The sequence below is a fragment of the Winogradskyella helgolandensis genome, assembly GCF_013404085.1.
Classification (GTDB): domain Bacteria; phylum Bacteroidota; class Bacteroidia; order Flavobacteriales; family Flavobacteriaceae; genus Winogradskyella; species Winogradskyella helgolandensis.
In genome coordinates this window covers 1,839,069-1,863,281 of record NZ_JABFHO010000001.1, presented here as the reverse complement: position 1 = coordinate 1,863,281, position 24,213 = coordinate 1,839,069, and the positions used below count along the sequence as shown (strand labels likewise).

Sequence of the window (24,213 nt, the reverse complement as noted above, 5' to 3'; positions counted from 1 at the left end):
AACTTCGTTCAGACTAAAATCAAATTGTAATAATAAAATAATATGGATGAATTAATACAGGCGAGCGTTGCACAACTTGGGAAACTTATATATGATATTTCAAAGTCTTTTAGTGGAGATATTAAAGAATTGATAAATAAAAAAATCAATAACAACAAAAACTACTTTCATGAAATATCTACGAAATATTTAATTAACTTTTTTAATAGATATGGCCATATTCAAGTATTGGGTATGAGTAAACCAATGCATTTGAATAATATTTTTATTGATATTCAAATGTTGGATTGCATTGGAAACGATAAATATGCCTCCGTAAAAAAATTAATGGAGTCATTTAAAGAAAGTATAGATTCAAATAGGAGTTTACAAGTCATTGAAAACAAAAAATCAGATGGAATTAATACAGCAGAAAGAGAAAATCGGTTAATGGTATTAGGAGCACCGGGTGGTGGCAAATCGACTTATTTAAAAAAGATAGGATTTGAAAGTTTGAAAGGGAAAAACCCTATTTTAAAAAAGTATTTACCAATTCTAATAGAATTAAAAAATATTGATATTGGCAAAAACATAAATACATTAATAGTCAAAGAATTAGAAATAGCAAATTTCCCAAACCCTCAAGAATATTTAGAAAAAAGTTTACATAAAGGAAAAATTCTATTACTATTTGATGGATTGGATGAAATCCCTCAAGATTTAGAAACAAAAACACTTAATGATATAAGAGATTTCTGCGATAAATATTCAAACAATAAATTTGTAGTATCATGTAGGTTAGCTGCATACAAAGGCGGATTAAATAATTTTACAAACATCGAAATTGCAAATTTTGATAAAAAACAAATCGAAAATTTCATTAAAAAATGGTTTAAGGAAAAAAGTAAAGAAAACAGAAATTTTAAAGACATATCAGAAGAATGCTGGAAGAAAATTTCAAGCCCTGACATGCAAGCTACTATGGAATTAGCTCAGTCACCATTGATGCTGACATTATTATGCCTCGTATATAATTACCAGCAGGATTTCCCATCAAACAGGTCATTGTTATACAAAGAAGCTATTGATGTTCAACTTAAAGAATGGAATGCCTCTAAAAGAATTCATAATAATCCAATTTATAAGGATATGACTTTACCTTTTGAAGAATTATTACTTTCTCGTATTGCTTATTTATACTTTATTAAGGATGAATATTTCTTTAATAAAACTGATTTAGCAAATCAAATTTCAGAATTTATAAGTAATAATTTAAACGCTCCTAAATTTTTAGATGGAACTGATATTTTGGAGACAATTTCTATTCAACAAGGTATACTTTTAGAAAGAGCAAAGAATATATACTCATTTTCACATCTAACTTTTCAAGAATATTTTGCCGCAAAATATATTGATGATTATGGTTTACTAAATGAAATAATAGATAAACAACTAGATAATTCTAAATGGAGAGAAATTTTTATTTTACTATCTGGTATAATGAAAACTGGTTCAGATAAACTATTAAATGCCATTTCTGTTAAATCTAGAAAATCTATTGAAAAAGAGACCAATTTCAAAAAGTTGATCCAAAGAATAGATAATAGCCAAGAAAGATCACTTCAAAATAAATTTACAGACCTACTACTAATTCTTATATTTTGTTCTAATATAGATAAATATCAATGTGTGGCTATATTAACCAGACTCATTAATAACATCGACAGAGAACTTGGTTATTTAATAGATTTCTCATGGATTGTGGATAAAAAGGTGGACGTTAAGCATCATCTAATATCATATATTGAATTATTGGATTCATTAGAGTTAGAAAGTTCGATTAGTAGAAATGTGAATAAAGTTCTAAAACAATTTCAAATTGATGATTCACTTGATGTAACTAAAGAGATTCTTAAATCGTTAGAAATAGAGTATTTTACTTTTACACCAGAAGGAATGAACAATATTTCTAATTTTTTTCAGAATTTAGGCTTTTTAATTCATTGCAAAAAAGCCTCTATTATTGTTACTAAAGATAACTGGAACAAAATTGAACATGAGATTTTAAATATTAATTAAAAGACAAAACTCAAGTCTAATCTAAGTATAAAAACTCTAATTAATATACCTTTGTAAATCTATTTGAAAATTGAGAATCATGCAAGACCATAAAACCCTAAATTATATAAAAGACGTTCTAAAGGATATGCCAACAGACTGGTTAAACCTAACCACGCATCGTTTAGATATTTACAACGAAAAGTTAGCTAAAACACAGTTTTTAGATGCATTTGAGAACCTATATAAAAACAATAATTCAGAACCTTCAGCATTAAGCGAATTACCAACCGCTTACGATTATATTCGTTTAGGGCATCCGTTATCTTGTATTCTTGAATGGGGAATTGCGAATTTAAACGACATTAAAGCAGACAACGTGATTAGTTTTTCGTCACAAACGGTGCCTGTGTTGTCTATTTTAAGAACAAATTTATTAGAAAACAAAAAGACCCAAATTGTATATACAGGAGACCTTCCAGAATTTTTCGATGCTGAAATCATCAAGGAGGTCTATGGTTATCATTTCGATGTCATAAAAGTAGATAGTGCAGATGCTATTTTAGAGTTTAAAGGCAGTACTGTTTTTATCTCACAGCAGGAGGATATTTCACATCTTGAGGACAATGTAAATATTGATTTTTATATCAATCTTCATGGACACCTTGGGAGTGTACTTATCGTTAATGGCAGTCACAACGATCATTATATTTCAGATATTCAGCATGTGAGACGACGTGAAACTATTGCGATGACACCATCGAATTGTTTAGTCGCTTTAAAAGCATTAACAGCACATACTCCGATTACCAATTTAGACCATCATTTTGAAGCCAATAAAGCAAGCGTTTTAAACTCTATTAAGGAGATTAATGGCACAACGTCTCAGCCTTTAGTGGGTTCTAGCGGATTATCGGTTCAGTATGCTATTATGATGGGCTTAGTGGACTATGCCTTAGAACACCATAATGGCAAAGCGATTAAATTTGTGGTACCTCCAAATTGTTATGGAGGTACCAATGACCAAGCCAGACGTGTGGCGGCTTGTTTAGAGAATGTGGAAGTGGTAGATTTACCTGTAGATGGTGATAATGATATGGTGCAAAGTATCCATACCGTTTTAGATAAAATTGCGCACGAGGACGCGATTCCGTATATTATTGCTGAAATCCCAACCAATCCACGTGTTGAAGTTCCGGATTTACAAAAATTAAAAGAAGCTTTGAGCGAAAAACGCAAAACAGCTTCTGGAGACATCGCGATAGATCCTGTGTTTATATTAGACCAAACCTTTTGTCCTAATGTGCACTTTTTAGGAGAAGGTGAAATATTATCTACCATGCGTACCATTTCTTATGCTAGTGGTTCTAAATTCCCGAGTGGAGGAAAATGTACAGCGGGTTATATTGTAGGAAATGCAAAAGTAGATGCTTTAATGGATAAAATTGCATTACATCTAACGCTTTGCGATAATGAGGCGACTGCGCTTCAATATGAGATTTTGGCCAAGCAATTGCCATCCATGAATCAGCGTATTGCGGAGGCGTATAAAAATACACGTGAGTTTGTGAGTTTTATTCATGATACCTTACCAGAAGCGAAAATCAATTTTGTATCCGAAGAATTGGCAGCACAAGGGTTTACACCTTCGGTGTTTTCATTAGATCTTCCAACAAAAGGAAACACACCTGAAGAAAAAGAAACGTATAAACGTGCTTTAAATCATAGATTAATTAATTTAATGATTACCGAAATCCCTAATGAAAGCAAGTACTGCGTGAGTTACGGCCAATTAAAAGGCTGTTATTGGACGATTCCTGCAACCTCAACGCAAGGCACCACCAAAGAAGGAGATAAAGATTATATTGCACGTGTGTCCTTATCGCCAGATTTAGATTTGGAAAAGCATAAAGCGGTGTTTTTGGAATTTGTTTCTGAGATTTAGGAATCACCAAACCTTCCCTAGCACCTCATTTCGCGTGTTTAGTTATTCAAAGTGCAACGACGAATAAATAAATGTATCGAGAACCATTCATAATCAAAAGGTTCTCGATACGGTTTTTCTAAAAAGAAAAATCACTCGAACTGACGGACGTAATATCGAACTGACGTAATAACAAATAATCAAATTCAATACCTTATAACACAATGGAAATTTTAGAATGGATACAAGATTGGCTTGCAGAGAATGCCGATGGCGAATGGGAAAAAGGTGATGCCATTCAAATTACCACTATCGACAGTCCGTTAGGTTGGGACGTTGAAATTGATATTTCAAAAACATCTATTGCTAATCTCGATATCAAATGGATTCTTAACGAAAACGGAAAACAAGATTGGTATGGTGTGAAAATTCAAAACCAACGGTTTAGAGCTGCTGGTGACGCTGGCAAATTAACGTTTCTCTTAAATCTATTCAGAGAAATGATTGACAAAATTGAGAATGAGTAATACATAAAACGAACGCTACAACACTCTAAATTTAGCTGACATCCAAACTTTACCAATAAGATAATCCTTTAAAATAAGGTTCTCAAGTTCTAATAAAACGTTAAATATTTTCTCATTACTAAACGATTGTTTAGTTTTGTCCTGTAGTTAGAAATAATGGCAAGAAAAAAGCAATATAACGAAGATGACGTCGTAGAAAAAGCTATGAACCTTTTTTGGAAAAATGGTTATGAAGCGACATCAATGCAAATGCTCGAAAAAGAAATGGGCATTAATAAGTTTTCGATATATTCTAGTTTTGGTAATAAGCATGGTTTGTTCCTTGAAAGTTTAAAGCAATACAAATTAAAAGTAAGTGCGACATTATTAAAATTTAAAAACGGCACGAATGGAGTTGAAGACATTAAACAGTTTTTTTACGATTCTATAAGCTCCAACTTTAAATTAGGTAACCAAAAAGGCTGTTTTGTAACAAACACCTATAATGAGTTTTCTGACCATGAAGACCAACTCATTAAAGAACAAATGGACTCTTTTATGGATAATTTGAAATCCATCATTATTGAGAAGCTCAAAATGGATCCTTCAAAAGATAAAGCAACCATAATGAAACAAGCTAATTATTTACTATTAGCAAAGCATGGCCTAGCTGCTGCTGCTCGCGTTAATACAACAGAAGAAATTGAAGATTATATTGAAATGACCTTCAAAAATTTATAACCCTATTTTTTTACACAATATCTAAACGAGCGTTTAGAAATAATTAACATATAAATTAATACACTAAAAAAGAAAAATTATGACAACTTTAAAAGTTCACAATATTGAAAGCGCACCAGAAGGTAGTAAAGCCTTATTAGAAAACTCTCAAAAATCATTTGGTATGATACCTGGATTACATGGAGTTTTAGCTGGAGCACCAAAAATATTAGAGGCGTACCAAACTTTACATCAATTATTTGTTGACTCGTCATTTAACGAAGACGAATTAACAGTGGTATGGCAAACTATCAACGTAGAACACGCGTGTCATTATTGCGTACCTGCACATACAGGCATCGCAAAAATGATGAATGTTGATGATGCAATTACAGAGGCATTACGTAATGAAACACCGTTAGAAAGCTCAAAATTGGAAGCGTTGCGTACTATGACATTAACTATTGTTAGAAATCGTGGTAATGTAACACAAGATGATCTTGATGCATTTTATGCTGCTGGCTATGGTGAAGCGCAAGTCTTAGAAATCATCTTAGGCTTATCTCAAAAAACAATAAGTAACTATGTCAACCATATTGCACATACGCCTGTTGACGCGCCATTCCAAAAGTTTGAATGGTCTAAAGAGAATGTGGTTAAATAATCCCTATAAACCAAACCACAGGTTGATTGATAGCTATAAACCTTCCGTTAATTCGGGAGGTTTATTATCATCAAAATTATTACGATGAAAAAAACTAAAATTTTACAAACAGCAAGCAATATAGTAGCTGCAGCACTTATGGTATTCTTTGCAATACCAAAATTATTAGGTGCAGAAAAAAGCGTACAAGGATTTGAACAATTTAAATCTTTAGTACCATTAGACCCAAATGTATTTAGAGTATTTACAGGTATCGTAGAACTTTTTATTGCAATATTGATCCTCTTATTTATCATAAAGAAAAATATTAACCTTGGAAAAATTGCCTACTTTTTATTATTAGCAACAATGATTGGTGGCTTAATAATGGAATTCTTTGCAAGACCAAAACCTGCTATGATGCTTGTTATAATAGCTCTACTACTTTCTATACTATCAATATTTAAACTTAAAACATTATCTACAAAGCAGCAATCTAACTAGATATTAAAACACAATAAAAAGGCTGTTTTTTTTAATGACTTAACACAAACGATAAAACATGAGCACATTACAAAAGAACAAAGGTGAATTAAAGACAATGTTAGACGCACAACGTCAAGCAGGTATCGCTAAATTCACGAAAGAAAAAAATCAAACTTATGCTGATGGTATTAAAAGCGTCGTCGATTCTGGCATATTAGATAAAGCTTTAAATGTTGGTCACAAAGCTCCAAATTTCACATTAAATAACGCTGTAAACAAGCCAGTTTCGTTATATGATGAATTAGAAAATGGACCTGTTGTCTTAACATGGTATAGAGGTGGTTGGTGTCCTTATTGTAATATCACCTTGCATTATTTGCAAGAGAAATTACCTGAATTTAAAAATTTAGGCGCAACACTCCTTGCCTTAACTCCTGAGTTGCCAGATAATGCTTTGAATACTAAAGAAAAAAATAATTTAGAATTTAGCGTCTTAAGTGATATAGGAAATAGCGTTGCAAAATCATACGGAGTTGTTTTCACCTTAACAAATGAAGTGGCTTCTATCTATAACGCTGGTTTTGGTCTGAACGAAAAAAATGGTGACACTAGCAATGAATTACCATTAGCTGCAACATATGTTATTGATAAAGATGGAATCATTCAATATGCTTTTTTAGATGCTGATTACAGAGAAAGAGCAGAACCGACAGCTATACTAAATACTTTATCTGAGCTAAAATCCAATAATAATAATAATAATAATAATAATTAACAAAAGTAGAATTCTAGGCTAAATGCGTACAATAGGTACTGATACAGAGTTAGTGTGAGGAAACATATTAGAAAACAAAAGATGACTATTTAAACCATCACCAGTACGCTTATTGACGATGCTACGTTTCAATATCCATTTGGTCCTCACACGGCAACTTTTACCGCTGTTGTAAAAAATTAAAGTAGTGAAAAGTTAGAACTTCAAATTAATACAATTTTAATATGAAAGAGAAATTAAAAATAGATATCGTATCAGATGTGGTGTGCCCTTGGTGTACCATTGGTTACAAACGTTTAGAAAAAGCGATTTCCGACTTAGGAATAGAAGATCAAATCGATATAGAATGGCAACCGTTTGAGCTCAACCCAAATATGCCAGCCGAAGGTCAGAATGTGATAGAACACATTACTGAAAAATACGGCTCTACATTAGATCAACAGAGAGCCTCGCAACAACATATGGCTGATGCTGGTAACGAACTGGGTTTTAAATTCGACTATTTTGATGAGATGCGCATGGTGAATACTTTTGATGCACACGTATTATTAGAATATGCTAAAGATTTTGGAAAGCAAACGGAACTAAAAATGGCATTAACAAAAGCCTTTTTTAGTGACCGTAAGGACGTCTCTAAAAAAGCCGTTTTAAAAGAAGCGCTTATAGAAGTGGGCTTAAATGCAGACGACGCTTTAGCTAAATTAGACAATGAAGAAGCACGTTTAGACATCAGAAATAAACAGAATTATTGGAAAGAATTGGGAGTGAATTCTGTGCCAACGATTGTGTTTAATCGCAAAAGTGCTGTCACAGGAGCACAACCTGTAGACACCTTTAAACAAGTGCTTTCTGAATTAATTACTGAACAGCCAGCACTATAATTCCGCAATCAGCAACACACCACTTATTTTATAACCACTCTAAAGCTTAATAATGAAAAACAAAAGAAGGAATTTTATTAAAAATCTAGGTTTAATGGGAACAACAGGAATGTTGATGCCAAATTTAGTATTAGGAAACACACAAGAAAACAACACTATTATGACAAACACAACACGACCTAAAGTATTATTTTTTGATGTTAACGAAACGCTTTTAGACCTCACACAAATGAAAAAGCAAGTTGGTGAGGCTCTAAATGGTAGAGAAGATTTATTATCGCTTTGGTTTACTACAATGTTACAGTATTCATTAGTAACTACAGCAAGTGGACAATACGAACACTTTGGTAATATTGGTGCAGCAGCATTACAAATGGTGGCCGCAAATAATGACATTTCAATTTCTGAAAAAGAAGCTCGAAACGTCATCGTAAATTCTTTAAGAGGATTACCAGCGCATCCAGATGTAAAAGCAGCCTTAACACAACTAAAAGCAGACGGTTATAAATTAGTGTCCTTCACAAATTCATCTAATGCAGGTGTAAAAAAGCAATTTGAAAGTGCCGGTTTAACCGACTATTTTGATGAACGTTTAAGTGTAGAAGATATAGGGAAATTTAAACCATTTACAGATGCCTACACTTGGGCAGCACGTAAAATGGGCATAAAACCTGAAGAATGTATGCTAATCGCAGCACATGGTTGGGATGTTGCCGGAGCCGTTTGGGCTGGTTGGAGAGCTGCGTTTATCAGCAGACCTGGTCAACAGTTATTTCCATTAGCACCAAAAACAGAAATTGTAGAATCGGATTTACAAAAAGTGGCTGATATTTTGGTGACTTATAAATAAAGCATGAATTGAAAAAGAAAATGTTTTACTAAATGACAAAGGAGCTTCAATAAAGCTCCTTTGTTGCTTTAAAATCTTAAGCTTTGTAATTACAAGCACTCATTCAAAACGTTCACTATTCCGTAGTAAGAATAATAACCAACAAATCATTTCAATAACTCATCTAACAGAACTTTGGTTTTATCAAAAGAAGGTCTTGGAGCTTCTAGATTTACAATCTTACCTTCAGGATTAATTAAAATAAAACGTGGAATAGAATTGACAGCATAAGCATTCATAAAATCACTATCAAATGACTTATCTGCAAAAAGCTGAACTCCGCCAAGTTCCTTGTCCACTATCATTTGTTTCCACTTTTCTTTAACATTTTCCTTATCGACAGATATACTTACAAAAACAATGTTTCTATCGTGATAACGCTCTTCTAAATGTTTAAGATAAGGCACCTGTTTAATACAAGGCCCACACCAAGTTGCCCAAATATCAATATAGACATATTTTCCTTTTAAATCACTTAGGCTAATTGTTTTGCCATCCACACTTTCATAACTAAATGTAGGAGAATCATCACCTTCATTAAGACCTTTAGAATTAGTTACTTCTTGGTATTGTTTTTCGGCAGCATCAATGAAAGGTTGATGTGTTGTCAATCGTTTAATAAGATCTAAATAATCTTTTGAGCGCTCTTTATTAGAAGATATTTTAGAATAAAAACCATTTAATAGCGTAATAGCCAAATCTTGAGAAGGTATTTTACGAAAAACTTTGAGCATACCATCTACATCTGAAGCGGCTTCAATACGTTTATTCCAAGCCGAATTTACCAAATAACGAAAATAAGGCTGCGCCTTATAATCACTTACATCAGTTTCGTCTATGACTTCTAAAGGTTTGTAAAAATCATCTGAAGGCGAAATATCATCACCTAAATAAAATTTATAACTCGTCTTAAAATTCTGTATACTCAGAAGACGCTCATACTCTAAGGACTTTGTTTCTGCGCTTGTAAAAAAGGGCTCTACATTATACTTAGATAATAAGGCTAGATGAGTCATTTTAACATCGTCAATATTTTTAAGATAAGTAGCTTCATCTACCTTATAAAAGGCTTCTAAATCCTCAGTGAGCTCAGCATCTACTATTGATTTTTTGACTAGATAATTATTTCGCTCTGAACCTTGCCCTTCAAAAACCATCGAAGTTTCAAAATTTTTAGCATCAAAAACTAAATTGAGTTTATCCTTTGGATAAAGATAAATGTAAGCTGTGTTACGACCGTACTTAAGAAAGTAAAAACCGCTCTCTAATTTAGTGTACATTTCAAATTTCCCATCAGCATCAAGTTCTGCAGAGACCAGTTCTCTATTGTTAAGATGCGTAATCATTATGGTAGTTCCTAAGTGATTTTCTATTTGTCCGATAAGAACAATTTTTCCAGATTTAGCAAAGAGAGATATGCTAATAATTAACGTGAAAAATGTAATGATACTCTTGTTCATATTTAAGTATTATAATAAACCGTATTTGTTTTATCTAAAAAAGTGCTTTCACCTCATCAAAATCCAAACCACCATAATTCCCAGAACTCATTAATAATAACGACTTGTTATCAAACTTCTGAGAGAACAAGAAGTTTTTAAAATCTTCTGGATTGGTATAGATAATTAAATCATCGCGCTCAAAAGCATTAGCAATTTGTGCTTCTGTAACTTCCTCTAACTTCTTAATTTCAACAGCATGTGGAGAATAAAACACAACAGCAACATCTGCAGCATCTAAAGCACCTTTATACTCTTTAAGGAATTCGGCATTTAAGCTACTGTAGGTATGTAATTCTAAACACGCGACTAATGTCCTATCACTATATTGTTCTTTAACCGCTTTTGTCGTCGCTTCTACTTTACTAGGTGAATGTGCAAAATCTTTATAAGCTACACTACTTTTAGATTCAGCAATTTTCTCTAAACGTTTGCTGGCTCCTTTAAAGGTTGAAATGGCTTCGTAGAAATCATCTTCATCAATGCCCATATGTTGGCAAATCCATTTGGCACCAGCTAAATTATTTAAGTTGTGCGCACCAAAGACTTCAATTGGCATTGGCCCTTCTGGAGTTTCTAATAATGTTTCACCATCTTCAACGGTGTATTCTGGAGTTTTATAGGCTATTTTTCGAATTTGATTTTCGGAAGCTTCCACTACACGCTTTACTTCCGGATCTTCTTCGTTATAATTAATACTTCCTCCTCTAACTATAGAATCTACAAAAATGCTAAACTGTTCTACATAATTTTCATAGGTAGGAAACACATTAATATGATCCCAAGCAATGCCACTTAACAAGGCGATATTAGGTTTGTACAAATGAAATTTTGGTCGCAAATCAATTGGTGAACTCAAATATTCATCACCTTCTAACACCATAAAATCATTCTCTTCGGTGAGTTTTACCATCACATCAAAACCTTCTAATTGTGCTCCAACCATATAATCAACATCACGATCGTGATAATGCATCACATGTAAAATCATTGATGTAATCGTCGTTTTACCGTGGCTTCCGCCAATAACCACACGCGTTTTGTTTTTGGCTTGTTCGTATAAGAATTCAGGATAACTGTAGATTTTTAAATCGAGTTCTTGGGCTTTTAGCAATTCTGGATTATCAGCTTTGGCATGCATTCCTAAAACGATAGCGTCTAAATCTGAAGTAATCTTTTCAGGATACCAACCAAAAGCCTCAGGCAACACCCCTTTAGCATCTAGTCTCGATTTAGAAGGTTCAAAAATGGTATCATCACTTCCTGTGACTTTATATCCTTTATTGTGAAGTGCTAAGGCTAAATTGTGCATTGCGGCACCACCAATTGCTATAAAATGTACGTTCATTGTATCCGAAAAATAAGTAACGTAAAAATACTATAAGTTTTTTAAAACGAGAATTTATAAACAAGGTTCTCGATACGATTTTTAAAAGAAAAAACCACTCAAACTGACGCAAATACTAATCAAAAACATTATTTATAAATCAAATCATCTACGTCAGTTCGAGTGTTTGTTTATTTATAGTGCAATGGAAAATGAAGAAATGTATCGAGAACAGAAATTAATCTATAGCGTCGCTTTAAATTCATGAAACACATCAATATCTGGCAATCCTGCAATCGCCTTATCAATCCAAACTAACGCTTCTTTAGAATTATTCCGATGCCTATAAATTTGCGCCAAACGATAATATGCCCATTCTTTGGGAACCCCATCTTGAGCAGAATGATTCTCTATGTAAACTTTCAACATGGCTTCGCCTTTATCTAACTGAATATTATAATCGGCACAAACTTTACCTATCTGATAATGCATCGCATTACGCTGGTGTTTATCCTTAGCTTCTTCAATATTTCCTATCGCTTTTTCGGGCTGTTCTTGTCCTTCGTAAAATTCCGTTAACTTATCGTAGCAGGTTACAGAACCTCCAATTTTTATTGCTAATCGGTAATACTTTTCAGCCAGTTCTGGTTCGTCATCATACTCGTAAACATAGCCTTTTGCTAAATAGCCATCTACTTTAGATAATTCTTCTAATTGCTCGGCATAGTTTAAAGCCTTAGAAAAACTACCACCCACAATACCTGGAAGCGACACATACAATTCTACCAAAGCCCAACGTGCATCAATATGATTGGAATCTAACTGTGCTGCTTTATGAAATGAATCTTTTACATCTCCAATAATGGTAAGTGCTCTAATTTTACTAATACTCAACGCTTTCATTCCTAAAGCACCACCATATTTGTAATGGTAATTAGCGTTTTGTGGTCGTTTTTGTTTTAAAACCTGATATTGCTCTATAGCTTCATCCCATTTTTTCTGATGTCCATAGGCATCACCTAAAAGTTCGATAGCTTTTAAATCATTGGGATTAGACCTTAAAAATGCTGTCATCTCGGATTGTGCTTTCACAAATTCCTTTTTAGCAATAAATGCTTCAGCATTATCTATTGAGGTTTGAGAAAAACAGAATGATGATAGTAACAAAATAAACAAAAATCTATTCATACAATGTGGGTGCTTTAGGCAAAAATACAATTATTAAACGCTCAGGTTCCTCAACAAATTGTTAACTTCACTCATCGAAATGAGTCGTTTACTCATTATGCCATTTTTGGAATACATTTTGAATGTAATTTGGTAAAACTAACAGAATGTGTTTATATCTAAATGAGATAGACAGATTCGTCAAACTATTATCGCTTTTGCGGCAAAAACTATGAAAAACTATATCTCTATACTCATGATTATCTGCTTCGCTTCTTTTTCTAATGCTCAAAATGATTTTGAAGACCAGTGGAAAGAAGTCACCAAACTCGAAAACGAAGGCCTTACAAAAAGTGCTTCGGATGTCGTCGAAACCATTTACAAAAATGCGACTAAAGCTAAAAACACAGAGCAACGCATCAAAGCCTTATTACATATTAGCAAGTATTTACTGATTCTTGAAGAAGAGGCACAACTCACTATTGTAAATCGATTTAAAACTGAAATTAAAACCTCTTCAGACCTAGTAACCAAACACCTTTTAGAGAATATGTTGGCAACGATGTACTGGCAATATTTTCAACAAAGTCGTTATCAATTTTATAACCGAACTAAGACTTCAGAAAAAGTAAGTGACGATTTTAGAACTTGGGATTTAGAGACTATTTTTAATGAAATTCACACCTATTATCAACGTTCTCTTGAAGATGGCTCTTTACTGCAGCAAGAATCATTGAGTAACTATACAATACTTTTAAAAGAACAAGAAAACTCAAAAGACTTTCGTCCTACATTGTATGACTTACTAAGTCATAATGCTTTAGAATTTTATAAGACAGACGAAAACAGCATCACACAACCCTCTTATAAATTTACCATTGAGAATCCTGATTTAATTGCAGATAGTGACATTTTTACCACGATAGACTTAACATCAAAAGACACGTTGTCATTGCAGCGAAATGCTTTAAAGATCTATCAAAATTTATTGAAATTTCATCACACAGACCTAGCTACAAAAGCTTTTGTAGCTATTGATATTGAACGCTTAAATTTTGTAGCACAACATGGCACATATCCAGATAAAGATAATCTTCATATTAATACATTACAGTCAAAATCAAACAAATTAAAAGCTTCTAGTTTATCTACTTTATATGATCATGAAATTGCTAAGATGTATGAAAAACAAGGTAATTCATTCAACAGCAAACTTAACGATAACGAGCTTAACACTATAAATCGCTGGAAATTAAAAGAAGCGACAACCATATGCAATGCTGCAATTTCTAGATTTCCAAATAGCATTGGAGCTCAAAAATGTGACGTTTTAATTAGGCAAATTCACAAGCCCAATTTACAGCTTCAAACTGAAGAATTTATTGGAATTAATTCTCCTTCAAAAATATTAGTCACTTATAAAAATTTAGAAAACTTAAATTTTGAATTTTATAAAGTTTCACAAAAACAATTAGAACATTTTAATGGTATTTATAGAGATGATCATAAAGCCGCATTTTTTAAAAAACTGAATCCGGTTGAAATATTTTCAAGTGAATTAAAAACCGAAGGCGATTACCAGAATCACAGCACTGAAATTGTATTACCAAATTTAGCCAATGGCTTATACATCATTAAAGCGAATACCAATTCTGAACATAACGTTTTTGCCACAGCACACATTCAGGTTACAGATATGGCATTAATTGAAAGTTTTGAAAATGATGTGCAGATGTATCAGGTCATCAACAGACATCATGGTCAACCGATCACAAACGCCAAAGTAGAATTAACCTATTCCAATAACAATAATAAACAGTTTACTAGAACTTATACAAGCGATCGTTTTGGAAAATTCGAGTTTCAAAAAGACAAAACCTATTACAATGACGTTGAAATAAAAATCAGTTCTAAAAACGACATTGGGTATTTTGGGGACTATTACATCTACCAAACTTACAACCAAAATACAGACAAAGACACCCGGTACAAAAACTTTCTATTTACAGATCGGAGCATTTACAGACCAGGACAGACTGTCTATTTTAAAGGCATTGCCACCAAATCTAAAGACGGAAAAACAACCGTTTCTGAGAATGCAGTTGCTAAACTGCGGTTAAAAAATGTTAATGGTGAAGTTATTAGTGAACTATCATTAGTAACTAATGAATTTGGTTCTGTACATGGCGAATTTATCTTACCAAACGATGGTTTAACTGGTAATTTCAACATTGATATGTTTTCTGAAACTTATGGTTATACCAATTTTTCGGTTGAAGAATACAAGCGACCAAAATTTAAATCCGATTTTCAACCCGTTACAGAAACCTATAAAGTGAACGACAGCATAACTGTAAACGGAACGGCAATCGCTTTTGCTAGCAGTAATATTACAGATGCAAAAGTGGTATATCGTGTAAAAAGACATATTAATTTTCCAAGTTGGTTTTATTGGAGACGCCCCTATTTTAATATGGAAGCCCAAGAAATCACCTTTGGAGAGACTAAAACCAATGCTAAAGGAGAATTTGAAATTACGTTTAAAGCGCTTCCAGACGACAGTGTATCAAAGGACAACCTTCCCGTTTTTAATTATGAAATTACAGCAGACGTTACCGATATTAATGGAGAAACACGGTCGACATCGACCAATGTATATATAGGCTATCATGCCCTGACACTTCATATTGATGCTCCTCAGATTATTGATAAAACACAAAAAGAGATAGAATTCAGTTTAGCTTCGTTAAACCTTAATGGGCAATTTGCACCTGCTAAAGGAGAATTAAAAATCTATAAATTAAAGGCACCAGACCGCGTTTTAAGAACCAGACCTTGGCAAGCACCAGATCACCAAATGCTTTCTAAAGATGAATTTAAAAATCTATTTCCACATGAAGCCTATGATAACGAAGGTCAACTAATCAATTGGACAAAAGGTGACGAAGTTTTTAGCACCGAATTTGATACTGAAAAAGAAAAAACAATCATCCTAAAGCGTCTTCACAAATGGGATTCTGGTCAGTACATTATTGTTGCAGAAAGCAAAGATAAGTTTGGACAAACAGTAACCGACCAGATTTTTACATCACTTTTTAGTGATAGCGATAAAACCATTGCTGATAACCAATTATATAAAGCGCAATTAGATAAAGACAGTTATGACATTAATTCCATGGCAAAATTAACTTTAGGTTCTGCTGCAGAAAACATAACGGTGACTGTTGAAATTGAAAAAGATAACAAGATTATAATGACGCAATTAGTTGCGCTTAATAATTCTAAAAAAACAATTACAATTCCCGTTTTAGCAAGTGATTTAGGTGGTTTTGCAATTCATACATCATTTGCCGCTTTCAATGCGTTTACATCTCAAAGTTTTACAGTGAATGTTCCTTATCCTAAGACGGATTTAGAAATTGAAACCACCACCTTCCGAGACAAATTACAGCCAGGACAAGATGAAACTTGGAGTTTTAAAATAAAAGGGCCTAAAGGAGATAAAGTCTCAGCGGAATTATTGGCTAGTATGTATGATGCATCTTTAGATGAGTTTAGAGCGCATAACTGGAATTTTAGTCCGATAAACACCCCGTTTTATTATGGAGATATCAATAAAAACTCTAGACAAAGTTTTGGGACGACTAGTTTTAGATTGATTAATCGTTTTGAAAATGTTTTAGGGTTTTATACTCAAAACTATGATCAATTGAATTGGTTTGGATTTTATTTTGGGCATAATTATAGAGAGAAAAAGTTTAGAAGCACAGCGATGTTTACCACTGCTCCCGAAACAGACATGATGATTTCTGATTCTGCAGAGTTAGAAGAAGTTGTCGTTGTTGGTTATGGGACAGAAACCAAAGAAGCTTATACGGGTTCTGCAATAAAAATTGAAAATGATGAAAAATGGAATACAAGAAATTCTGATTCTGTATATAACAATGCTCAAGGGCGTTTCACAAAAGCTGAAGACTTAAACACAGGTAACATCCAAATAAGAACAAACCTCAACGAAACCGCCTTCTTCTTCCCACAATTACAAACCGATGCGGAAGGCAACGTCAGTTTTAACTTTAATGCACCCGAAGCCTTAACCAAATGGAAATTGCAATTATTAGCGCACACAAAAACTTTAGAAAGTGCCATAAGCCGATTAGAAACTGTGACGCAAAAAGAATTAATGGTTCTACCAAATGCACCACGTTTTTTGAGGGAAGGCGATGACATTACCATTAGCACTAAAATTGCTAATCTTACAGAAAAAGAATTATCTGGAATGGCTCAGTTGATATTAACTGATGCTGTAACCGGTAAGTCCATTGATTCAGAACTTTCAAATTCTAGTAACACCTCTCCTTTTGTAGTTGATGCCAAAGGCAATACACAAGTCTCATGGCAATTAAAAATCCCTCAAGATTTACAAGCTGTACAATATAAAATCATTGCAAAAGCTGGTGACTTTAGCGATGGTGAACAAAACGCTTTACCTGTTTTACGCAATAGAATGCTAGTAACAGAAACGCTTCCGATGTGGATTCGTTCTAACGAAACTAAAACATTCACCTTGGATAAGTTGAAAGATAATACCTCGACAACGCTTACCAATCATAAGTTAACTTTAGAGATGACGTCTAATCCGGCTTGGTATGCGGTACAAGCTTTACCTTATTTAATGGAATATCCTTATGATTGTAACGAGCAAACATTTTCACGTTATTATGCAAATGCTTTGGCACAACATATTGTAAAATCGAATACAAGAATTGAAGCCGTTTTCAATCAATGGAAATCGACTGACGCTTTATTGTCTAACTTAGAGAAAAATCAAGAATTAAAATCCTTACTAATTCAAGAAACACCTTGGTTGCGTGATGCAGAATCTGAAACCGAGCAGAAAAAACGTATTGCCTTATTATTCGACTTGAATAAAATGACCAATGAATTGCAATCGGCTGTCCGTAAACTAAAGACTAATCAGCACGCTTCTGGTGCTTGGCCTTGGTTTAATGGTGGTCGAGATAATCGATTTATTACCCAACATATTATTGCTGGTTTTGGGCATTTAAAACAGCTATCTGTCTCTTCGAGCGCAGTAGAAGACGTAATGATAAAAAAAGCTATCGCTTATTTGGACGCTGAATTTATTCAAGAATACAAAGACATTAGAAAGTACAACAAAGATGCCGATTTAAGTAAAGATCACTTATCACACACGCAATTGCACTATTTATATACCAGAAGTTTTTATCCTGACAATACACCTTCAAAAGAGGTTCAAAACATAATGGATTATTACCAAGGTCAGATTCAGAAATATTGGTTATCGCGTTCCTTATATGCTAAAGGCTTAATGGCATTAACTATGCAGAGAACAGGTGATGCAAAAACAGCTGGTAAAATTGTAAAGTCCTTAAAAGAAAACAGCATCACATCTGAAGAATTAGGTATGTATTGGAAAACCAATACCAACTCGTGGCATTGGTACCAAGCACCAGTTGAAACTCAAGCCTTAATGGTGGAAGTATTTTCTGAAGTTGGTACGAGTATACAAAGCGAAGAAAAGAATCTTAAAGACATAGACAACCTCAAAATCTGGTTACTTAAAAACAAGCAAACCAACCGCTGGAAAACCACTAAAGCGACGACAGAAGCTGTATATGCTTTACTGCTTCAAGGCAGCGATTGGTTGAGCGTTACAGATCAGGTAGAGGTCAAAGTTGGAAACGAAACGATTTCACCTTCAACATTAGACAACGTAAAAGTAGAGGCTGGTACGGGTTATTACAAAACCTCATGGAGTGGTTCGGAAATCTCATCAGAACAAGCCGATGTAACGCTTACAAAGAAAGGAGAAGGCATTGCTTGGGGTGCGTTGTATTGGCAATACTTTGAGGATTTAGATAAAATAACCTCAGCTGAAACTCCTTTAAAACTAAGTAAAAAGCTATTCTTAAAATCGAATACAGACAAAGGGGAAGAAATCACTGAAATCACTTCAAATACAACATTAAAAGTTGGTGATTTAATACGCGTTAGAATTGAATTAAGAACCGATCGAACTATGGAATTTGTGCACCTTAAAGATATGCGTGCCGCTGGTTTGGAACCTATAAACGTTCTGTCTGAATACAAATGGCAAGATGGTTTAGGCTATTATGAAAGCACGAAAGATGCTGCCACCAATTTCTTTATGGACTATTTACCAAAAGGAGTTTATGTGTTTGAATATGATTTACGTGTTAATAATGCTGGTGATATGAGTAATGGCATTAGTACTATTCAATCGATGTATGCACCAGAATTTAGCAGTCATAGTGAAGGTGTACGAATTACAGTGGACTAAAAACTCAATTGATCTTTAAAAATATAGGATTGTCTTCTGGAGATTTCAACTTCTTCTCCAGAATTCATTTCTATTTTTAGCTTTCCGTTAAACCAAGACACCACTTTGTTCACATGATTTATATTTATAATCTGCTGTCTGTTGGCTCTAAAGAACACATCAGAAGGTAACTTTTCTTCAATTTGCGCGAGTGATTTATAGATTAAAGGTTTGTTAGCATCAAAAAAGACTCTTGTATAGTTGCCTACAATTTCAAACAATGAAATATCTTTAATTTTAACCAACCAGCATTTTTCTCCATCTTTTATAAAAATTTGCTTGTCTAAGCTTAGTCCTTCTTGTTTTTCATTTATGACGGGAACAGCATTTTCTTTTTCAAGAACTTTAGATATGGAACTAGAAAAACGTTTTTGACTTATGGGTTTCAATAAATAGTCAAAAGCATTGTATTCAAAAGACTTAATCGCAAACTCATCAAAAGCCGTTGTAAAAATAGTTATAGGTACCTCATCGAGCATTTCTAAGAGCTCAAACCCATCTTTTTCAGGCATATTGATATCTAAAAAAAGTAGGTCAGGTTGTGTTTTAGTAATGAGCTCAAAACCGTCATCTACATTTTCAGCCTCACCGATAAGTTCAATTTCCTTATGTGCTTTTAAGAGTTCTTTTAACTCATTTCGAGCTAAACGGGAATCTTCTACAATTACAGCCTTTAATGTTTTCATACGATAGGTATTTTAATAGTGGCCACCACCTCATTTTCAATTTCTATCAAAGTAAACGTTGCATTTTGACCGTAAAGTAATTCTAATCGTTTCTTAATATTCTTCACCCCTAACTGCGTCGAATTTTTACTTTGTTGTAATGTTCCTGAATTGGCAACTTTAATTTGTAATAGGTTATTAGTAACAAGTGTTGACAAACTTACTTTCCCTCCTCTTTTTAAATTTGAAATACCATGTTTTAATGAGTTTTCAATTAGCATTTGAATAATCATTGGTGGAATTTGTAAATTCAAAGATTTCTGATCAATTTCTGTTTCAAATTGAAGACGGTCCTCAAATTGAATTTTTGAAATTTCTACATAGTTTTCAACCATTTCTAATTCATCTTCTAATGAAATAGAATTCAACTCACTTTTAGTTAGTGAATAACGCAACGTTTCAGATAAATTGGTCAACATATTTCTTGCTACATCAGCATCTTCCAGCATTAAACCACGAATATTGTTTAAACTATTGAACATAAAATGTGGATTGATTTGCCCTTTCAATGTATTGAGCTGCGACTCTTTTAAGTTAGCTTCTAATTGCAATTGTTTTACTTTAATGGTATTAATGTAATACACTAATTTAAGTGTTAATACCACAAACAACCATACTATAAAATAGGCTAAAAAATGAGGCACATTAGTTAACTTTTGCAGTAAGGTTAGGTCAACACTCTTATTCAAAAAATAATTGGCAGGAATATTTAACATTGGCCAAAGTAAACTGTGATAAATTACCTGAGTTACCACCACTACAGCTATTAGTTTATAAACATCACGTTTAGAATAATCACCGATATTAAAATAATTTTCGATAAAATATAGAATAATAAAAGACAGAGTAAAACCTAATATGCCACATAGGACACCTTCAGATAAAAGATAATACATTCTATTAGGCGAGTCACCACCTCCATAGGTAATCTTGTCTATGGTTAGCATAAACAATGCGAATAGAATCCATCCAAAAAAGTTGATGATCCAATATTTATAACTCGGGATAAGCTTCATTTAATTTTTTTTAATAGATACTAATGCATTGCAATATATAGGATAAAACCTGTTTATTACAACTGTAGTTCATATTCCATTGTGCTTTCTAAAAACGCGATTTCTTTTTCTGTTTTTTTGTATGCTAAATAACCAAAAACACCCACAAAAGTTAAATAGGCTAACACTCCTAAAACACCAAAAACATTAGAATCAAAATGTATTGAAACTGTTGGAATTAAGCTTAAGATCCAAAAGGCTATGAAATACATTTCATATTTTTTACGATTAGCCATATAGATTTTAAATTTAGAAATACTAGCAACTAAAGTTGTTTGTGTGTATGACTTTTGTTTAATGTCTTTTAATGACAAAAATTTATCTATAAAGAAAACTATGGCTAATACTCCCATTAATAATAGCATTACATAAAGACTATTTTCTCTAGAGTGAATAACAAGCCCTATTGAGATACCTACTAAAATACATGAAGATAGTTTAGCCATTTTCGCACCAGTCAATAATTTGTTGAAGGTCTTTAGTTGATTTTGAAATGTGTCTTGTTTTTGTGGGTTTGAATTTTCCATAATTTGATTTATTTTAAATGATTGATTGATTGATTGATTGATTGATTGATTGATTAGCCGACATTGATGATTACAACTTCAACTATAAATTCTACTATAATTTTTACTAAACTGATCATAACACTGTTGTTTTTTGATTGATGAATACTGTTCGTTTTCTTAATTGATAGTATAAAGATAGGACAGCAAATGCGTTTTAAAATTGAAATTATGACGAGTGGTTAATAGCATATGGCGAATGGAAATTAGGTTACTTCTTACAATAAAAAAAACCTCTTAAGACACTACTCTTAAAAGGTTTTTTCACTAACAATATTGATTAATTGATTCTACTATTTTAAATGTTGTGCAAAGAAACCGAGCATGGCTTTATACAATTCTACTTTATTTTCTTCATGAGAAAAACCATGTCCTTCATCGTATTTTACCATATAAGGCACTTCTATATTTCTTGCTCTCATACTTTTTACAACTTGGTCAGACTCATCTATATTTACTCTAGGATCATTAGCACCTTGAATTACAAATAATGGTTTTGTAATCTTATCTACATGCAATGCTGGTGACACTGCAGTCATAATTTTTTGATCTGCTTCGTCTTCAGAATTATACCATTGCTCATTAAATTGAGCCATATAAGGTTTCCAGTATTCTGGAAAAGACTCAAAGAATGTAAATAAGTTACTGACACCAACATAATCAATACCACAAGTATATAAATCTGGTGTTTTAACCAAACTGCCTAAAGTGGCTAAACCTCCGTAACTAGCTCCATAAATAGCTACCTTTTCATTATCGATAAAATCTAAAGTTTTAGCATATGCTACAGCATCTTCTAAATCATTAAGCATTTTTCGGCCTATTTGCTTATTTCCTGCCAAAAAGAAATCTTTTCCGTAACCTCCTGAACCTCTATAATTAACTTGTAAAGTTGCATACCCTCTACTTGCAAACAATTGTGTTTCTGGATTAAAACCCCAATAATCTCTCACTCCATAAGGTCCTCCATGTGGATTAACTATTAACGGCACACGTTCTCCTTTTTTAATATTATTCGGGATTGTGATATAACCGTAAACTTTTAACCCATCTCTAGTTGTGAAGTTTATAGATCTCATCTCTGCCATATCCTCTTCATGTAACTGAGGCATTAAATCTAATATCTTAGTAAACTCATCTTTTTTTACATCATACGTATAATACGTTCCATAGAGCTTGTCTGTTTGTAAAATGATTAAGTATTTATCTTCATCATCTGTTTTGTCAACAATAGAATACACTTTATCTCCAAATTCCTTTTTAAACTTTTTGTCTAGCTTTTTATAGTATCTACTCACTGGAACTACGTGTGTCTTCTCACCTGTATAGTAGTAATAATCAACCTCATAATTTCGCTTTTTAGATCTGCTTAAGCCACCAACATCAAAGGTGTCGTTGCTATAAATCTTTTCTATAATTTGCTTTTTTGCTAAATCGTAAAGCACCAACTCGCTAGTATCACTCTCTAAATTAGTTAATACATAAGCATCATGTTTGTATGGTGTATTGTAATTAAATGCTACTAATGAAAATGAATCTTTCCAATTTGTAGTTACTATTTCATTAAATGGTTGCTCTAAACCTGTTCTGTAATACAATACATATTCTACACCATTCTGTTGTTTTGTGTATCCTCTAAGTTCTCCATCTTTATCAAACTCATAACCTGCTATTGGAGAAGAAGCGTCTTTGTTCTCAAACAACTTTTCCATATCTCCTGTTACAATATTTAATTTATAAGGCTCAAATATTTGTTTGTTATCCTTGTTCATCATTATAATAACGTGATCTGGTTGATCTTCTAAAAGATTAGAAAAATTAACTTTTACGTCGTCAAAAGGAGTTAATGCTTTTGGATTACTTCCGTCTATATTGGCTGCAAAAAGCTGATAGTTTTCATTACCACCATTATCTTTTATGTATATCAACCTATTATCGTTTGCCCAGCCGTAACCCCTAATTAATTCTTCACCTTCTTCTATGGCTAGGGTTACCTTTTCTGTTTTAGTATCTTTTACATAAACATGGTTTTTACCATTTTCATCCTTCTCTCTAAATGAAAAATAGTTGCCTTTAGGTGAAAACTGAAATGAACTTTTGGTGGGATCGGCAAAATAATCTTCAGCAGAATATTTATAAGACGCATTATCAAAAGCAGCTAATTTATCTAATGCTTCTTTTGATGAAGGCAACGACACATCACCTGGTTTTGTTTTAACTGTTTTAGTTAGGTTTAATGGTAATTCCATTCCGCCTTGAAAAAACGTACCATTTATGGTTTCTTTTTCTAAAACACCAACATATTGGATGCCTCCTTGGGTAAACGCAATAGTTAATTTATTGGCTTCGAAACTAGTTTTGTCCATAGGGATGCCTGTTGCGCCTTGACTTGGGCTATCCATAGTGGAAGACAAAACACCGTTGTCATTTTTAATATTAAATAGTAACGGTAATTCTTGCCCTTGAACATTTAAAACACCTTTCCAAGATCCTAAAATATCTTGGGCAAAAGTGCTTATTGAAAATACTAAAGCGATGATGCTTAGAACTAAATTTGATTTTGTTTTTTTCATGATGATTATTTAAATAATTAATTGATTTACAGTTAAAATTATATTGATAAGTAAC

Annotated in this window: 17 protein-coding genes; 10 read left to right on the top strand and 7 right to left on the bottom strand. The window is 33.0% G+C overall.

All coding sequences use genetic code 11. The features are described 5' to 3' along the window. The first annotated feature begins 42 nt into the window (after positions 1–42). From HM992_RS07515 to HM992_RS07475, 9 genes are all read left to right on the top strand, one after another. Positions 43–2,058 (top strand): NACHT domain-containing protein, encoded by a 2,016-nt coding sequence (locus HM992_RS07515; RefSeq protein WP_179319248.1) that lies wholly within the window; start codon positions 43–45, stop codon positions 2,056–2,058. A gap of 79 nt (positions 2,059–2,137) precedes the next feature. Continuing rightward, positions 2,138–3,982 carry a PLP-dependent aminotransferase family protein gene (locus HM992_RS07510; RefSeq protein WP_179319247.1) on the top strand — a complete coding sequence of 615 codons (1,845 nt, stop codon included), beginning with the start codon at positions 2,138–2,140 and terminating at the stop codon, positions 3,980–3,982. Between the two features lie 203 nt (positions 3,983–4,185). Further along, complete coding sequence (locus tag HM992_RS07505) at positions 4,186–4,488, top strand: immunity 53 family protein (RefSeq protein ID WP_179319246.1); 303 nt, start codon at positions 4,186–4,188, stop codon at positions 4,486–4,488. Positions 4,489–4,644: 156 nt separating this feature from the next. After that, on the top strand, positions 4,645–5,208 hold the full coding sequence (locus HM992_RS07500; protein WP_179319245.1) for a TetR/AcrR family transcriptional regulator: 564 nt from the start codon (positions 4,645–4,647) through the stop codon (positions 5,206–5,208). Between the two features lie 79 nt (positions 5,209–5,287). Then, the gene (locus HM992_RS07495; RefSeq protein WP_178984399.1) at positions 5,288–5,851 is read left to right on the top strand and encodes a carboxymuconolactone decarboxylase family protein; all 564 of its coding nucleotides are present in this window, start codon (positions 5,288–5,290) and stop codon (positions 5,849–5,851) included. An 84-nt stretch (positions 5,852–5,935) separates the two neighbouring features. After that, complete coding sequence (locus tag HM992_RS07490; protein WP_179319244.1) at positions 5,936–6,334, top strand: DoxX family protein; 399 nt, start codon at positions 5,936–5,938, stop codon at positions 6,332–6,334. Between the two features lie 58 nt (positions 6,335–6,392). Next, positions 6,393–7,091: a peroxiredoxin-like family protein gene (locus HM992_RS07485; RefSeq protein WP_179319243.1), complete on the top strand. Its 699-nt coding sequence runs from the start codon at positions 6,393–6,395 to the stop codon at positions 7,089–7,091. A 224-nt stretch (positions 7,092–7,315) separates the two neighbouring features. Continuing rightward, the gene (locus HM992_RS07480) at positions 7,316–7,972 is read left to right on the top strand and encodes a DsbA family oxidoreductase (RefSeq protein ID WP_179319242.1); all 657 of its coding nucleotides are present in this window, start codon (positions 7,316–7,318) and stop codon (positions 7,970–7,972) included. Positions 7,973–8,024: 52 nt separating this feature from the next. Then, positions 8,025–8,822, top strand: coding sequence for a haloacid dehalogenase type II (locus tag HM992_RS07475; RefSeq protein WP_179319241.1), 798 nt, complete (start codon positions 8,025–8,027; stop codon positions 8,820–8,822). 146 nt (positions 8,823–8,968) lie between these two features. On the opposite strand, the gene HM992_RS07470 is transcribed toward HM992_RS07475, so the two are convergent. The 3 genes from HM992_RS07470 to HM992_RS07460 all read right to left on the bottom strand — a co-directional run bounded on the left by HM992_RS07470 (position 8,969) and on the right by HM992_RS07460 (position 12,875). Then, positions 8,969–10,321 (bottom strand): TlpA family protein disulfide reductase, encoded by a 1,353-nt coding sequence (locus HM992_RS07470; protein ID WP_179319240.1) that lies wholly within the window; start codon positions 10,319–10,321, stop codon positions 8,969–8,971. Between the two features lie 34 nt (positions 10,322–10,355). Next, positions 10,356–11,708 carry a UDP-N-acetylmuramate--L-alanine ligase gene (locus HM992_RS07465; RefSeq protein ID WP_179319239.1) on the bottom strand — a complete coding sequence of 451 codons (1,353 nt, stop codon included), beginning with the start codon at positions 11,706–11,708 and terminating at the stop codon, positions 10,356–10,358. 222 nt (positions 11,709–11,930) lie between these two features. Continuing rightward, a complete protein-coding gene (locus HM992_RS07460; protein ID WP_179319238.1) occupies positions 11,931–12,875 on the bottom strand; it encodes a tetratricopeptide repeat protein in 945 nt (314 codons plus the stop codon). Between the two features lie 211 nt (positions 12,876–13,086). Here HM992_RS07460 and HM992_RS07455 point away from each other — a divergent pair, with 211 nt between their 5' ends. Further along, complete coding sequence (locus HM992_RS07455) at positions 13,087–19,200, top strand: alpha-2-macroglobulin family protein (protein ID WP_179319237.1); 6,114 nt, start codon at positions 13,087–13,089, stop codon at positions 19,198–19,200. Here the strand turns inward: HM992_RS07455 and HM992_RS07450 are convergent. From HM992_RS07450 to HM992_RS07435, 4 genes are all read right to left on the bottom strand, one after another. Further along, on the bottom strand, positions 19,197–19,925 hold the full coding sequence (locus HM992_RS07450; protein WP_179319236.1) for a LytR/AlgR family response regulator transcription factor: 729 nt from the start codon (positions 19,923–19,925) through the stop codon (positions 19,197–19,199). The two genes, HM992_RS07455 and HM992_RS07450, sit on opposite strands and share 4 nt — an antisense overlap. Next, positions 19,922–20,980 (bottom strand): sensor histidine kinase, encoded by a 1,059-nt coding sequence (locus HM992_RS07445; protein ID WP_179319235.1) that lies wholly within the window; start codon positions 20,978–20,980, stop codon positions 19,922–19,924. The genes HM992_RS07450 and HM992_RS07445 overlap by 4 nt, the downstream gene beginning before the upstream one ends. Before the next feature lie 56 nt (positions 20,981–21,036). Beyond that, a complete protein-coding gene (locus tag HM992_RS07440) occupies positions 21,037–21,546 on the bottom strand; it encodes a hypothetical protein (RefSeq protein ID WP_179319234.1) in 510 nt (169 codons plus the stop codon). A gap of 332 nt (positions 21,547–21,878) precedes the next feature. Next, positions 21,879–24,158 (bottom strand): S9 family peptidase, encoded by a 2,280-nt coding sequence (locus HM992_RS07435; RefSeq protein WP_179319233.1) that lies wholly within the window; start codon positions 24,156–24,158, stop codon positions 21,879–21,881. Positions 24,159–24,213 lie beyond the last annotated feature (55 nt).